Origin of the sequence: uncultured Brachyspira sp. (genome assembly GCF_910588665.1) — a bacterium.
Taxonomy (GTDB): Bacteria; Spirochaetota; Brachyspiria; order Brachyspirales; family Brachyspiraceae; genus Brachyspira.
In genome coordinates, this window is the sequence record NZ_CAJUPR010000012.1 from 1 (window position 1) to 15,284 (window position 15,284).

Here is a 15,284-nt window from a genome sequence, read left to right on the forward strand (position 1 = left end):
TTTTTATTAGAACAAAATTTTAAGTAAAACTCTAAGGCATTATTTTTATCAAAATTTAAGGCAGAATTAAACATATCATCAATATACTTCAATTTAGAAATATTCCAATTATTAATATTCTGATTAAAACTTTCAGCTTTAAAGAACATACTTTCCATATTTACAACTTTAGAAGTGTCCCATTTATTTAAAGGCTGATTAAAGTTTTTTGCTCCATAAAACATACAATACATATTTTCAACATTAGATACATTCCAATTATTTAATGGCTGATTAAAGCTTTCAGCTTTAAAGAACATACTTTCCATATTTACAACTTTAGAAGTGTCCCAAGTTTCTATTCCTGAAAAATCTTCTCTTTTGCTATCATAAAATAGTTCACTCATATCAGTTGTTAAGCTTGTATCAATACTGCCTAGATTAATATTTTCATCTTCAGTTAATTTTTTTAATTCTTCTTTTGTTTCAGGTTTAAATTTTTTTTCCATTTTTTGATTTCCTTGTATTTACTAAAAAGTTTTTCTGCATAACAGTTTTTTAATTTCAAAATATATATTAATATATACTATATAAAAAAATAAATCAAGTATATTATTAATATTAATTGACTAGTTTGTAATTATAGTTTAATATATAAATGTTTAATTAAAATATAATAGTATAATTTTTAGGAGTTTTTTATGAAATCTATTAAAATATTGCCGTACTATATAATAGTTTTATTGACTGTATTTTTATTAGTTTTTTCTTTTATTTCCTGCTCCAAATCTTCAAGAGCTTCCGACGGAATAGTTGTAAATTTAAGTGTGGAGCCTAAAACTATAGATCCAAGCTTAAATGCTCAGATATACGGAGTAATTTATATATCTCATATGTTTGAAGGATTAACAATCAGAGATAGAAATAATAAAATAGTTCCGGGAGCTGCGGAGAGATGGGAAATAAGCAATAATGGTAAGACTTATACATTTTTCTTAAGAGAAAATGCATTTTGGTCTGACGGAAAACCTGTTACTGCAGACGATTTTGTATATAGCTGGAGAAGACAGGTTGACCCTAAAGCGGCAAGCGAATACAGTTATCAGCATGAACCTGTAAAAAATGCTATGGCTATTAACAGAGGACAATTGCCTGTTGATTCTTTGGGTATTAAAGCTATAGATGATTATACTTTAGTTGTTGAATTGGAAGCGCCTACAGCTTATTTCTTGGAAGTTATAGCTTTTCCCACATTTGCGCCTTTAAGAAAAGATATAATAGAAGAATACGGAGACAGCTGGACTTTGAGTCCTGATACATATATAGGAAATGGTCCTTATATTATGTATGAGAGAAATATAGATGAAAATATTGTTATGGTGAAAAATACCAACTATTGGAATGCAGACGATATTGTGGCTGAAAAAATAACATTTGTACTTATGCAAAACGGATCGGCGGCTGTGGCTGGAATAAAAAACGGAAGTCTGCATTTGGCTTATGAGCCTCCTCAGCAGGATATACCAGCACTTTTAAATGAAGGACTAATACAGATTAAGCCTCTTATAGCTACATATTACTATCCTATTAATGTAACTAATGAATATTTAAAAGATCCCAGAGTGAGAAAAGCTCTGTCGCTTGCTATTGACAGAAATTATTTAGTTAAAAATGTTTCTAAAGGCGGACAGCGTCCTGCAGGTGCTTGGGTGCCTTATGATGTTAATGATGCGGAAGGAGATTTTAGAGCTAATGGAGGAGATTTTTATGATATATCTGAAGAAGGCTATGCTGAAAATGTAGAAACTGCTAAACAATTATTAGCAGAAGCAGGCTATCCTGATGGACAAGGATTTCCTGTTATAGAGTTTAAAACGGATCCAGGAAATCATGTAGGTATATTTGAAGCTGTACAGCAGATGTGGAAAGAGCATCTTAATATATCTTCATCTATTACCCAGATAGATAATGCATTGCTTGGTCAGACTTTATTAGAAAAAAATTTTATGATAGGAAGACTTTATTGGTCTGCTGATTATTCGGATCCTATGTCTATGATGAGTTTATTTACAAGTTATAATACTCAAAATAACGGAGGCTACAGCAATAAAAGATATGATGATCTTATAGCAAGTGCCATGTCTACAGATGATAATAATATAAGAATGAAAGCTATGCATGAAGCTGAAAGAATACTTATAGAAGAAGATATGGGAGCTATACCTATTTACTTCTTTACAGAGCCTTTGCTTGTTAGCCCTAAATTAAAAGATGTTGTGTATAATCCGCTTGGATTTCATAAGTTCTTCTATGCTTATATAGAGTAGCATATCGGCATTATAATTAAATAATAGGCGGTATATTTATTTATATTGCCTATTGTTTTATATACTATTATTCTAAATTATTTTATATAATATCTGATTTTAAAAAAAATAATAAACTTGAAATCTTTTTATAATAGTGTTAAATATATAACTCTATTTTATTATTAGGCGGTGCAATTATAAAAAAAGCTAAAAAAATTATAGCGGTTATTTTTCTTTTAATAATAATATTATTTATAAGTTCATGCGATACTTTTGACATGTATATAAGAAAAGCTTTAGAAGGTGTAAATCTTTATGAGCTTAGTGTTTTCGGCGAATCTTTGGGAAGAGATATAAAAGTTGTTGAGCTTAGGGGATTTGATGTAAATAATTTCAGAAATGACAGAGTTTCTTATTATATAAATAAATATCAGGGGAGCTGGAAGCCTTATATGCAGAAAATTATAGACAGATCTCAGATATATCTGCCTTATATAAAGGAAGTTTTTAAAGAAAAAGGAGTTCCCGAAGATTTAGTTTATCTGCCTATAATAGAAAGCGATTTTAATACTCAGGCAGTCTCTCATGCAGGAGCTGCAGGTTTATGGCAGTTTATGCCTATGACAGGAGCTATATATAATCTAAAAGTAAATTACTGGTCTGATGACAGATTCGATCCCGAACGCTCAACAAAAGCCGCTGCGGATCATTTGGTGAGACTTGATAAAAACTTTAAGTCTTGGGTTATAGCCTTAATTGCATATAATGCAGGAGGAGGTAGAATATCAAGAGCTATACAAGAAGTAAAAAGCAATGATTTTGAAGATTTGCTTAAAGCAGGGGTTCTGCCGAAAGAAACCGAAGAATATATACCTAAATATGTTGCCTCTGTTATAATAGCTAAAAATCCCGAAAAATTTGGTTTCGTAATCAATAAGCCTAATGTTGTTTTTCCTCAGGGAGATTTAGTTTATGTGGACGATGCAGCCGATTTATCAGTTATAGCTAAAATGATGGATATTGATACTGAGGATATAAAAGCTTTAAATCCTCATTTAGCCAGAGGCGTAACACCTCCTGGTATGATTAGATATCCTATAAGAGTTCCCAAAGGTATGGGCAGCAAATTTAATGAAACTTTTGCAAAAATACCAGCTTCCGAAAGAGTTACATTCAGAAGACATGAGGTAAAAATGAATGAAACACTTTCTCATCTGTCTAAGTTCTATAATGTTCCAGTTAATGCAATTGCGGATATAAATAAATTAAAATCAAGAGAGCTTAATATAGGACAGCAGGTTATGATTCCTATTCAGGGTCTTGATAATGCTAAGCAGATTGATTTAGCTCAGTATGAAGGAGAACAGCAAAGAATAAGAGAAGGAAAATTTGTTTATTTTGAATCTTTGCCGCCTCCCGATTATGAATACAGAGATATAATGTACCATATCAGAGCAGGGGATACTCTTTGGGTAATTGCCAGAAAATTTAATATTGACATAGCAGAAATAAAAGCTTGGAATAAATTAAACAGCAATGTGCTTTCTATAGGTACGGAAATATTTTTGAGAATACCCATAAACAAATAATATTATTTGAGTTTTTCATTTATAAGTTTTTCTAACCTATTAAGTATTTTTACTCTCCTATCCCAAAGATAATCTATCATAGTATCATATATTTTTATCTGCTTTTGAAAAGAATCAAATAATTTCTCATCTTTATGAAGTTTTTCTATTTCTTTTATAAGTTCTGTATTATCTTCATCTTTTCTGAAAAATAATAATGCATTTTTATTAACTAAATCGGACTCTATATTTTCATCGCCATTATAGATAGGTATGCATCCTGCTTTAAAAGAATCAAAAAGTTTTTCTGTTACATATCCGTTGCTGATTGTATTTTCAGGGCACATATTAAACTTAAAATCTTTTAAATATTCTACTTTATTATCATTAAAATTAAGTTTTAATGTATCATCATTATGAAATAATTTACTGGGACAATTTATATAATCTATTTTAGAAATTTGATTATACATTTGAGTTCTTATATTAGTAGCATCATGACTTGCAACTAATGAAGCAAATTTTATTTTTTTAGATTTAGCATTATTGATATTATCTATAACTTTTTTAATGTTATCTTTAGTATAGTTTTTATTATCCAAAAGTTCATGAAAATTATAAAATATCCAAAGAGGAAATCTGATATAATTTTGATATCTATTTTCATCTAATCTGTCAAAACCAATTGATAAATCCACATCATTAATACAATTATCAGAATAATCTGACCAATTTTTATCAATAGCTTTATTTGATACGCATTCACCTGTATAGAATATTTTTATTTTAGCTTTAGATTTTTCTAAGAAATACCTTTTACCTATTGGACCGAAAACCTCTATATCTGGTTTGTAGCTTATTTCCAAATCATTAATATAATTATTTTTTATTGCAAGATATAAATTATTATCTTTAAAAAATTTTTCATCTATTAACCATTCATTAGTAATAAAAAAAGTTTTTTTATTTTTTATATTTTTTGAATAAGACAAATAATTAAGCCAATAAAAAAAGTTCCTTGTTATCAAATTATCTCTCATCATTGACCATCTGAACTTATCTCTTAAACTTCTAACTGGTATAAGCCATGCAAGATAATGAATAAAGTTTTTTTTCATAATTACAATTCCTATTTTGATATTTTATTATAATTTTTTAAGATGCTTATATCTGCCTTATTTTTGTAATAAATATGAGCATTAATGGAATAAAAATTTTTTTTATTTGTTTTTGAAAGATATAAAAAGATTTATAACATTTATTAATATTTATAAAAGAAACAAAAGTAACCCATAAATTAAATTTATGAGTTAATATAAAAAAGATTATAGATGATATTAGATTATTTTGTTGTGTATGCATTCTTAATTATATAGTACCTTTTTTTATAAGTTCAAGTTAGCATTTTTTAAATCATATTCTAACATTATTTTAACTAGTTCTTTAAATGTAGTTTTTGGTTTCCAGCCCAATTTTTCTTTTGCCTTTGAAGGATCTCCTAATAAAAGATCAACCTCTGCAGGTCTGTAATATCTAGGATCTATTTCTACATATTTTTTCCAATCAAGCCCAACAAGTCCGAAAGCTTCATCTAAGAATTCTTTAACAGAATGTGTTTCACCTGTAGCTATAACATAATCATCAGCATTTTCCTGCTGAAGCATAAGCCACATAGCGTAAACATAATCCTTAGCATATCCCCAGTCTCTTTTAGAATCCAAATTACCTAAATATAATTTATCCTGCTGTTTATTAAGTATTCTTGCAATAGCATGAGTAATTTTTTTAGTTACAAAAGTTTCGCCTCTTCTGGGACTTTCATGATTAAATAGTATTCCATTACATGCATACATATCATAGCTTTCTCTATAATTTACAGTTATCCAATATGAATATACTTTAGCGCAAGCATAAGGACTTCTAGGATAAAAAGGCGTTTTTTCTGTCTGGGGTGTTTCAACTACTTTTCCATACAGTTCGCTAGTTGATGCCTGATAAAATCTTGTTTTTATTTGAGTTTCTTTAATAGCATCTAATAATCTTATTGTGCCAAGTCCTGAAACATCAGCTGTATATTCAGGCATATCAAAACTTACTCTTACATGACTTTGAGCCGCTAAATTATATATTTCATCAGGCTGCAGTTTTTCCAACAGTCTTGATAAATTAGAGCTGTCGGATAAATCACCATAATGAAGAAACATTCTTACATCATTAATATGAGGATCTTTATATAAATGATCTATTCTTTCAGTATTAAAAGATGAACTTCTTCTAATAATACCATGTACTTCATAACCTTTTTCTAATAAAAGTTCTGTTAAATATGAACCGTCTTGTCCTGTTATTCCTGTAATAAGTGCTTTTTTCATTTTTATATCCTACTGTTTAATACAATTTTCCAAGAAATCTTTATAAGCTATTTTTAAGCCTTCTTCAAGTTCTGTCTTATATTTCCAGCCTAAAGAATTAATTTTTGATACATCAAGTAATTTCCTCATAGTACCATCAGGTTTAGAACTGTCTAATATTATATTTCCTTCAAAACCTACAATTTTTTTTATTAATTCTGCCAGTTCTCTAATTGTAGTCTCTTTTCCTGAACCTATATTTATAAACTTTCCTATATCTTCGGCATTTTTATTTTCCATCAAATAAATACAGGCTTCTGCTAAATCATCAGAAAACATAAACTCTCTTAATGGCGTACCGCTTCCCCAAATAACAGTTTCTTTTAAATTATTTATTTTAGCTTCATGAAATCTTCTTATAAGCATAGGTATAACATGAGCATTTTCAGTATGATAATTATCATTAATGCCGTAAAGATTGCATGGCATAATAGATATATAATTTGTTTTGTATTGTCTGTTATAAGCATCGCATAATTCTATACCTGCAATTTTTGCTAAAGCATAAGGTCTGTTTGTGCTCTCTAAATATCCAGAAAGCAAATATTCTTCTTTTATAGGCTGAGGGCATTCTTTAGGATATATGCAGCTTGAACCTAAAAACATCAATTTTTCAATATTATATTTATAAGATGCTTCTATTATATTATTTTGTATTTGTAAATTATTTAAAAGAAAATCAACAGGATATGTATTGTTGGCATATATTCCGCCTACTTTAGCTGCTGATAAAAAAACCCATTGCGGCTTCTCTTTTTCAAAAAAATCAAATACTTCTTGTCTAGTTCTTAAATCTAATTCTGAATGTGTTTTTCTTATTATAGTATTATATCCGTTTTTAGTGAGAACTCTATCTATAGCACTTCCCACTAAACCTTTATGACCTGCTATATATATTTTTTTCAAAATTACTCCTATAAAAGTTTATTTATCTTTTCCTGTTATAGCTTCCACTATATTAACAAGGTTGGCAATAGAGCGGTTGAAGTATACTAATACATCTCCGTATAAATGAGCATTTAAAGCGGGTATTAGTGATTTATCAACATTATCATAATGTCTTTCTCTGGCTTCATAATAAAAACCTTTAATTTCATGATATTTTTTCATAGCCTCATCATATACTTTTTCTTTATTTAGATAATAATATTCAAGTATTAAACCTGATAAATAATCTATGAAATTTTTATTATTATCAATCATTTTTATTATGTCTTCCTTCTGAGTTTCGTTAAATAATGTTTTCTTTTCATTTCCTTTAATAATAGCCTTTCCTAAATCTTTTAAATTATCTCCTAAATTTTCATAATATGTGCTTATATTTATAAGAGATGCAATATTTTCAGAGTTTAAAGTATTTTTACCAAGAAGTTTTAACAAAAAAGTATGAATTTCATGATCCGTATTGTCAAGCATTTTTTCATGATCTCTTATTTTTGTAAGCAGTCTTTCACTGGGATTTTCAAATAACTGTTCTATTCTTGAAAGCATTTTTTTAGCAATTTCACCCATATAAGTAACTTCTTTTCTTACCTCTATTTCAGCAGAAACAGGCATATTTAAAAGCTTATCTGAAAGCACGCTGACATGCTTTTCATCTTCTTTTTCTTTAATAAGAAGGCATACTATTTTTTCAAGTTTTTCAGTCAGAAAATAAAATACTATAACATTTATAATATTAAATATTGTATGCGCTGCCGCTATATAAAAAGATATATTAACATATTTATTATTTACAACTAGATTAGGATCTCCTATATTCATAAATCCTACAGCAATATCTACAAATTTAATATAATAAGGGAATAAGAAGAATATATATATAACACCGAATATATTAAACAGACAGTGAACTAATGCGGATCTTTTAGCATTTGTTGAAGCTCCTAAAGTTGCCAAAACTACCGTAATTGTAGTGCCTATATTCTGACCTAATATTAAAGCCACTCCTGTAGGATAGTCTATCAATCCTACTGTAGCCAGCGATATTGTAACGCCCAATGCCGCACTGCTTGATTGTATTATGGCGGTAACAATCATGCCTATCATTATGCATAAAAATCTTCCATACATAGTATCTGCATTTGCAAGTAAAAATATTTTTTCAAAATCTTCGGTTCCCCTTACTCCTTCAAATGCTAATTTCATAAGTATAAGTCCGTAAAATATCATACCGAAACCCATCAGTATTTCACCGAAGAATTTTAATTTTCTATTTTCGGAGCCGAATATTATTATAATTGAGCCTATTCCCAGAGAGGGAAGGGCAACCGTATCTATATTAAGTGATATTATCCAGCCTGTAACAGTAGTACCTATATTGGCACCAAGTATTATATTTATTGCCTGCGAAAGTGTAAGTATATTTGCATTTACAAAGCTTACAGTCATTACCGTAGTGGCGCTGCTTGACTGAACTATTGCTGTTATTAAAAAACCTATTGATATGCCTAGAATTTTATTCTTGGTTACTTTATTTAGTATTTCTTTTAATGTATTTTCTGTGCTTTCCTGAAGTCCTTCCGAAAAAACTTTAAGACCGTATATGAAAAGTCCGAATCCGCCAATAAGATAGAAAGCTAAGTTTAAAAGCATATTGTAATCCTATTATTTTTATTCATCTAGGCTCGTTTAGAATATCATAAATAGTTAAAAAGTCAATAAAAAATAAATTATTATGTTAATTGAATATATGTATTTTAATTGTTTTATAGAATATTTACTATAGATATAAATAATTTTTTATTGTTGCTATACTCCTGCCGAGTATGCACCTTATGATTGTGACCTTCAGGTCTGTGCTTGCCTTCGGCAAAAAATAATAAAGCGATTGCCTGCCATTAAATAAATTTATTTAATATTTAAGGGTAGGCAAAAGCATAGCTATAATAAAAAGTTATAGCAAATCTAATGAATAGCTTTATTTTTTTAATTTTCTTCCTTCTTTATCTGTAAATTTGTCTAATAGTATCATTACAATATCTATAATATACCATATACCAACCCCGCCTGCTGTCAGCCAGTATAATATGCCTGTCCAAATTTTTCCTACATAGAATCTGTGAAAAGGCAGAAATATAGCTAAAAGAAGAGTAATAAGCCAGCTTCTATCTGAAACTTCCATTTTTTATCCTCCTAATAATTTTATTAACTATATATAAAAACTATGTATTAATGATAAAAGTAAAGTTAATATTTTTATATTATTATAAACTTTCAATAAAAAATCAGATTTTATTTTTAGAAATTATCTTTTTATTAGAAACTGCTTTAGAAGACTTTAATTGTTTTAACTGATTAATTGTTTCTCTTATCTCAATAGCTTTTTCAAACTCTAAATTATCGGAAGCTTTTTTCATTTCTTTTTCAAGCTCTTTTATATAATCGCTGCTTTGTTTTTTAGGATCAATTCTTACTTTTTCATTAAAGCGTCTGAAATCAAAATGGAGTTCATAAGAAGCTTCAGTTTTTTCTTCTCTTTCAATTATATCCTGTATTTTTTTTATAATGGTTTTAGGAGTGATATTATGTTCTTTATTATACTCCATTTGTATTTTTCTTCTTCTTTCCGTTTCGTCAATAGCGGTTTTCATAGCTTCGCTTACGGAATCTGCAAACATTATAACTCTGCCGTTTGCATTTCTGGCGGCTCGTCCTATAGTTTGTATTAAGGTTGTAGTGTTTCTTAAAAAACCTGTTTTATCGGCATCCAATATTAATATTAAAGATACTTCAGGTACATCAAGCCCTTCTCTTAGAAGATTAATTCCAACAAGTACATCAAAAGCGCCAAGCCTCAAATCTCTTATTATTTCCACCCGTTCAACGGTTTGAATATCCGAATGCAGATAACGGGTTCTTACTCCGTTTTCATTTAAATATTTTGTAAGGTCTTCAGCCATTTTTTTTGTAAGAGTTGTTATGAATATTCTTTCATTATTAGCAACTGTTTTTTTTATCTCCTCAAGTATTCTGTCAATTTGTCCGTCGATGGGATATATTTCTATGATAGGGTCAAGCAGACCTGTGGGGCGTATAATCTGCTCCACAACCGCGCTGCTTTTTTTTATCTCGTACTCGGCAGGAGTTGCGCTTATATATATAGTATCATTAGTCAGCTTTTCAAACTCTTCAAAAAATAAAGGTCTGTTGTCAAGAGCGGAAGGAAGTCTGAAGCCGTACTTTACCAGAGTTTCCTTTCTGCTTCTGTCTCCGAAAAACATTCCTCTAATCTGAGGTATGCTTACATGCGATTCGTCTATGATTGTCAGAAAATCTTCAGGAAAATAATCTATAAGGCAGGCTGGTCTGTCTCCTTCCTTGCGTGCAGACAGAGGTCTGGAGTAATTTTCTATTCCAGCACAATATCCTACCTCTCTCAGCATTTCCAAATCGTATTTAGTTCTGCCGTATATACGCTCGGCTTCTACAAGTTTTCCTTCGGATTTGAATTTATTGTATTGCCGTTCAAGTTCTTCTTCTATAAGCTTAATACCTGAAGCTAATTTATCGCCTCCCGTAACAAAATGTTTGGCAGGGTATATTACAACTCTTTCCTGCTCAGATAATTTTTGTCTTGTGATGGGATTAATTTTTATTATTCTTTCAACTGTATCTGCTAAAAACTCTATTCTTATAATCTCATCAGAATATGCACTCATTATTTCTATAGTGTCTCCTATAACTTTGAATCTTGCCCGCTCAAGAATATCTTTTACCCTTTCATATTGTATTGAGACTAACTTTTCAATAATTTCATCTCTGTCATATTCTTTGTCTTTTTCTACAGATATATATAATTTTCTATAGTCTTCAGGAGAACCCAAACCGTATATGCATGAAACAGAAGCCACTATTATAACATCTCGTCTTTCAAGAAGCGATGTTGTAGCTTTAAGTCTTAATCTGTCTATCTCATCATTAATGGAAGCATCTTTATCAATATACAAATCTTTTGCAGGTACATAAGCTTCAGGCTGATAGTAATCATAATATGAAACGAAGTATTCAACTGCATTATTCGGAAAAAAATCTTTAAGCTCTCTGTAAAGCTGCGCCGCTAAAGTTTTATTATGCGACATTACAAGAGTAGGTCTGTTTGCTTTTTCTATGACATTGGCTATAGTAAAAGTTTTTCCGCTTGCCGTAACTCCCAAAAGAGTTTGATATTTATTTTTATTTTCAAGACCTTTAACTAAAGATTCTATTGCAGCTACTTGATCTCCTGAGGGTTTGAAATTAGATTCTAATTTAAAATTCATAGTATTTATTATACTATATTTTTTTATTTAAGTAAACTGCCTGAATATTTTTTTATTTTGCTTTTAAATACATTAAGTTTTCTATAATACGGATTAAAGTTTAAATCTTTATTTTTGTAAAGTTTTTTTATGTATAATTTACCCCAAGTGAGGCAATGTATTGAATGAAATCTTATTTTTTTATTTGCTTCTCCCTCATGATAATTGCAGAAAGGAATTTTATCTTCAAAATATATTTTTTTCATTTCATATTTTTTCTTTTTTATCATTTTGAACTGTGGTCTTCCGTATAAAATTGCTGAGTCAAATATGCAGTCATTTTTTATTTAACATAAGTTGCCTACAGATAAATTAAAATTTGAAAGGAACTCTCTTGAAATACACATATCTGAAATAGTTCCAGCCACACAGGATATTCAATAAAATATTTCTTTAGGAACTGTATTTTTTATATATAAAAAAATAGTATTAATAAAAATTAACGGTTCTGGTTAATACTACTGTTTTATTATCAAAATCTGTAACTTCAGCCTTGAATATGTATTTTCCTCTTTTCGGTGTAAATACTCCTCCTCTGTAAAAATGAGAATCCACTCCGTAAACTTCCTCAAAGGTATAATTGGGAGATATATAGTAGATATTATCTCTTTTTATAAAATATGTAAAATCATAATCTCTTAAAAGCTTTTCGTTCATAAATATTTTAACTCTTTTAAGTCCCATAGGTATTCCGCTAAGCAGATCATACGCTTTTACAAATAATTTTATTTCTCCGCTGTAGCTCATAGGCATTTTATCTTTTATCTGTATAAGTCTGTTTTCCGTTCTCAGATATATTCCATGAATGAGCGGCTTCTGAGACGAACTCTTATCTATATTTAAATATTCAAGAGGATCTACAACTAAACCTTCTTTCATGTTTTCTACAGTTAAATGCAGATGAGCCCCGCCTGATCTTCCGCTGTTTCCAGTAAGCGCCACAACATTTCTTTCTGTAACTTTGGCATAAGATTTTTCTATTGTTCCTGATTCTATATGATAATAATAACTTCTTAAATTATCAGGGTGTTCTATTATAAGAACATTTCCAACTCCGTAAAGCGGTCTTGTAGGATCTTCTTCTTCATCAATATAATAAACTATTTCTCCGTCTTTTACAGGATATATTTCCATTTTACTTCCTCCGAAATCAACTCCGTTATGAAAATGATCCGTTCTGAACTCTCCAAATGTGCTTGTTACCCTTATTCTATTAGGATCTATAGGTACCCTTGAAAATAATGATGATGCTGTTATAAAAAATAATAATATATATTTTTTCATAGTTTAACCTTCTTATATGTATAAATCATTTTATCTGTTACAATCATATATTCATTTTCTAAATTCGATATATCCAGATTATATACCCAGCCGTCTAAATATTTTTCAAATACAATTTCCTTCGCATTATTATCATATATTAAAACTATACTCTTAGCATTTTTAGATATGCTCATAATAGCAGAATTAGTTTCGCTTGCAAGCTTCATATTAACGGCATTTTGCATATCATATTTATCCAAATTAATTCTGTCAATTTCCTTTCCTTTGTTATTATTATTTAAGCCGTAGAGTATAACATCTCTGTCTGCAAGCATAAATGCAGTCATAGATTTTTCGCTTATATAGCTTGATACATGTCTTCTTCTATTTAATCCCGTATCTAAATACCATATAATACTTCCCTTTGCATCGTAAAGAGTAATATATTCTGGTCTTATTCCGCTTACGGATAATGCAAAACTTCCGTATTCGCTTATTGCAACCGATTTTACTATATTTATTTCGCTTAATACCGTTGATATTGAAAATGCCAAATTTCCGTTTCTATTTATATATGCTATATCTCCGCTTGAAAAACCAGATATATAATCTCCTGTATTAACGGCAAAAGCTCCGTCTGTAATAATTTCTCCGTATTGTATATGTCTGCTTAGCGGATTATTATTAAAATCAAACATTTGTATTTTTGAATTATCACTTGAATGATATATTATCCTCTGAGAATAAGGCGCAATTTCAGGATAAATAGATGTGTTGGTACGCCATATAACAATACCTATATCATTATATGCATCTATATAATTACCGTATCTTTTATATATAATAAAGTTTTCATTATTTACGGATGCAAGTTCTCCTCTTGACAAATTTGTGCTGTATATTGTATATCCTTTAGAATCAAAATAATGAACTATTCTTTCAGGTTTTGTAAAAAAATTATGTTTGAATATACCGTCTATGCTGAAATTATTGTCATGTGATGGGGCTTCTATTGATGAAGATGGCTTATTCCAAACATTTACAGTATTATACTCTTCATTTAATCTGTTAGTACCGAAAAAGAATATAAATAAAATTATTAAAATTAAAGCGCTTATTACAGTTAAATATCTTATAAAGAAAGGCTCTATTTTATGTATATTTTCCAATTCTATTATAGATTTTTCTTTTATTTTCATCTATGATTATAACTCTCTGGCATTATAATTTTTTATATTAAACTATATTATTTTATTTGAGTAAGCATTTTAGTATTAAATGAAGCAGATTTTTCTAATATGCTTAAAGGATCAAAAGTTATATTTCCTGCTCTCATTTCCCAATGACAATGAGGTCCTGTTGACATTCCTGTGGATCCTATTAATCCTATTATATCGCCTTTTTTAACATACTGTCCTTCTTTTGCTATTAATTTAGACATATGGAAGTATGAACTGTAAACGCCTTCTCCATGATCTATAACAACACAGTTTCCCCGTACAAATAATTCTCTTGATACTTTAACAATGCCGTTATTAGCCGCCATTATAGGAGTGCCGTTTGTATTGGCTATATCAAAACCCTGATGATATCTTGCATAGTCTTTTGTATATCCTCTGAAGGCTCCGAATCCTGAAGAGTATCTGCCTTGAGACGGCATTATATAAACTTTATCGGCATAATTAGTAGGAGTATAGCTTATATAAATTTTTCCATTTAAAAGCTCTCTTTCTTCTTTTGATTTTTGAGGATTGCTTATAATATTTTTCATAGCGGATGTAACTCCCTGTATTTGCTTAGGTTTCGGAGGGGGAGGAGTGAAATCTAATTTTATATCTATTGCAACAGTTAAAATTGTTTTATCTTTTAATGTTATATCGGATATGAATTGATATTTTTTATCCTGAGAACCTACATATATGCCGAACATGCTTTTATAAACTTTAAGGTTTCTGTCGGCGTTTTTTACCTCAAAAAATTTTACTATAGGTCTTGCGCTTCCCAAAAGTTTTGAGTTTTCTATTTTTATTTCATCTTTAGAGGATATAAATATTGTAGATACTTTTCCTGCATAAAACGGGAAAGGATCTGCATATATTTTTATATCATTGTCATATTTTTCAAAATCATTTAAAGAATTGAATTTGTTGTTTCTTTTATACATAGCTCCGTTTATTAATACGGCATTATTATCCGTAATTTCTATTTTAGTGTTTTCAGAAAGATAATAATATTTACCGCCTATTTTCATTTCGGCATATGAATTTTTTTTAGTTTCTATAATATCTTTATTTTTTATTTCATCAGATGAATCTATATCTATATTTTTTCCTTCTCTGTTAATTAAAGTATCTCCGGAATATACTATAATATTTTGAGAATATAAAGATAATGAAATAAAAAATATGATACTGATAATATATTTCATAAAACCTCCAAAGATAAAATTAA

General features: G+C 29.2%; 13 protein-coding genes. 2 read left to right on the forward strand and 11 right to left on the reverse strand.

Annotated features, from left to right (window positions below; translation table 11 throughout):
• Nucleotides 1-488, reverse strand: a 488-nt coding sequence (locus QZ306_RS08875) for a BspA family leucine-rich repeat surface protein (protein ID WP_295163217.1), incomplete at its 3' end; no start/stop codon positions are given.
• A 192-nt stretch (nucleotides 489-680) separates the two neighbouring features.
• Here QZ306_RS08875 and QZ306_RS08880 point away from each other — a divergent pair.
• Both QZ306_RS08880 and QZ306_RS08885 read left to right on the forward strand, forming a co-directional pair.
• Nucleotides 681-2,306, forward strand: a complete 1,626-nt coding sequence (locus QZ306_RS08880; RefSeq protein WP_295163219.1) for a peptide ABC transporter substrate-binding protein — start codon at nucleotides 681-683, stop codon at nucleotides 2,304-2,306.
• A gap of 227 nt (nucleotides 2,307-2,533) precedes the next feature.
• On the forward strand, nucleotides 2,534-3,877 hold the full coding sequence (locus QZ306_RS08885; RefSeq protein ID WP_295163296.1) for a LysM peptidoglycan-binding domain-containing protein: 1,344 nt from the start codon (nucleotides 2,534-2,536) through the stop codon (nucleotides 3,875-3,877).
• 2 nt (nucleotides 3,878-3,879) lie between these two features.
• Here QZ306_RS08885 and QZ306_RS08890 read toward each other — a convergent pair whose 3' ends face one another.
• The 10 genes from QZ306_RS08890 to QZ306_RS08935 form a co-directional block, all read right to left on the reverse strand.
• Nucleotides 3,880-4,974 (reverse strand): glycosyltransferase family 10, encoded by a 1,095-nt coding sequence (locus tag QZ306_RS08890; RefSeq protein ID WP_295163221.1) that lies wholly within the window; start codon nucleotides 4,972-4,974, stop codon nucleotides 3,880-3,882.
• Nucleotides 4,975-5,241: 267 nt separating this feature from the next.
• The gene (gene gmd / locus QZ306_RS08895) at nucleotides 5,242-6,228 is read right to left on the reverse strand and encodes a GDP-mannose 4,6-dehydratase (protein ID WP_295163222.1); all 987 of its coding nucleotides are present in this window, start codon (nucleotides 6,226-6,228) and stop codon (nucleotides 5,242-5,244) included.
• A 9-nt stretch (nucleotides 6,229-6,237) separates the two neighbouring features.
• Nucleotides 6,238-7,173 (reverse strand): GDP-L-fucose synthase, encoded by a 936-nt coding sequence (locus QZ306_RS08900; RefSeq protein WP_295163224.1) that lies wholly within the window; start codon nucleotides 7,171-7,173, stop codon nucleotides 6,238-6,240.
• Nucleotides 7,174-7,191: 18 nt separating this feature from the next.
• On the reverse strand, nucleotides 7,192-8,862 hold the full coding sequence (locus tag QZ306_RS08905) for a Na/Pi cotransporter family protein (protein ID WP_295163226.1): 1,671 nt from the start codon (nucleotides 8,860-8,862) through the stop codon (nucleotides 7,192-7,194).
• 325 nt (nucleotides 8,863-9,187) lie between these two features.
• Nucleotides 9,188-9,391: a TM2 domain-containing protein gene (locus QZ306_RS08910; RefSeq protein ID WP_295163228.1), complete on the reverse strand. Its 204-nt coding sequence runs from the start codon at nucleotides 9,389-9,391 to the stop codon at nucleotides 9,188-9,190.
• A gap of 103 nt (nucleotides 9,392-9,494) precedes the next feature.
• Nucleotides 9,495-11,528 carry an excinuclease ABC subunit UvrB gene (gene uvrB, locus QZ306_RS08915; RefSeq protein ID WP_295163230.1) on the reverse strand — a complete coding sequence of 678 codons (2,034 nt, stop codon included), beginning with the start codon at nucleotides 11,526-11,528 and terminating at the stop codon, nucleotides 9,495-9,497.
• Nucleotides 11,529-11,551: 23 nt separating this feature from the next.
• On the reverse strand, nucleotides 11,552-11,797 hold the full coding sequence (locus QZ306_RS08920) for a hypothetical protein (protein ID WP_295163232.1): 246 nt from the start codon (nucleotides 11,795-11,797) through the stop codon (nucleotides 11,552-11,554).
• Between the two features lie 199 nt (nucleotides 11,798-11,996).
• Nucleotides 11,997-12,851 (reverse strand): M23 family metallopeptidase, encoded by an 855-nt coding sequence (locus tag QZ306_RS08925; RefSeq protein WP_295163234.1) that lies wholly within the window; start codon nucleotides 12,849-12,851, stop codon nucleotides 11,997-11,999.
• On the reverse strand, nucleotides 12,848-14,032 hold the full coding sequence (locus tag QZ306_RS08930; protein WP_295163237.1) for a hypothetical protein: 1,185 nt from the start codon (nucleotides 14,030-14,032) through the stop codon (nucleotides 12,848-12,850). The genes QZ306_RS08925 and QZ306_RS08930 overlap by 4 nt, the downstream gene beginning before the upstream one ends.
• 47 nt (nucleotides 14,033-14,079) lie before the next feature.
• Nucleotides 14,080-15,261 carry a M23 family metallopeptidase gene (locus tag QZ306_RS08935; RefSeq protein WP_295163238.1) on the reverse strand — a complete coding sequence of 394 codons (1,182 nt, stop codon included), beginning with the start codon at nucleotides 15,259-15,261 and terminating at the stop codon, nucleotides 14,080-14,082.
• Between the last annotated feature and the right edge of the window lie 23 nt (nucleotides 15,262-15,284).

Coding starts and splice junctions, on each gene's coding strand:
- QZ306_RS08880 (WP_295163219.1), top strand. CDS start 681: ATGAAATCTATTAAAATATTGCCGTACTATATAATAGTTTTATTGACT.
- QZ306_RS08890 (WP_295163221.1), bottom strand. CDS start 4,974: ATGAAAAAAAACTTTATTCATTATCTTGCATGGCTTATACCAGTTAGA.
- gmd (WP_295163222.1), bottom strand. CDS start 6,228: ATGAAAAAAGCACTTATTACAGGAATAACAGGACAAGACGGTTCATAT.
- QZ306_RS08905 (WP_295163226.1), bottom strand. CDS start 8,862: ATGCTTTTAAACTTAGCTTTCTATCTTATTGGCGGATTCGGACTTTTC.
- QZ306_RS08910 (WP_295163228.1), bottom strand. CDS start 9,391: ATGGAAGTTTCAGATAGAAGCTGGCTTATTACTCTTCTTTTAGCTATA.
- uvrB (WP_295163230.1), bottom strand. CDS start 11,528: ATGAATTTTAAATTAGAATCTAATTTCAAACCCTCAGGAGATCAAGTA.
- QZ306_RS08920 (WP_295163232.1), bottom strand. CDS start 11,797: ATGATAAAAAAGAAAAAATATGAAATGAAAAAAATATATTTTGAAGAT.
- QZ306_RS08925 (WP_295163234.1), bottom strand. CDS start 12,851: ATGAAAAAATATATATTATTATTTTTTATAACAGCATCATCATTATTT.
- QZ306_RS08930 (WP_295163237.1), bottom strand. CDS start 14,032: ATGAAAATAAAAGAAAAATCTATAATAGAATTGGAAAATATACATAAA.
- QZ306_RS08935 (WP_295163238.1), bottom strand. CDS start 15,261: ATGAAATATATTATCAGTATCATATTTTTTATTTCATTATCTTTATAT.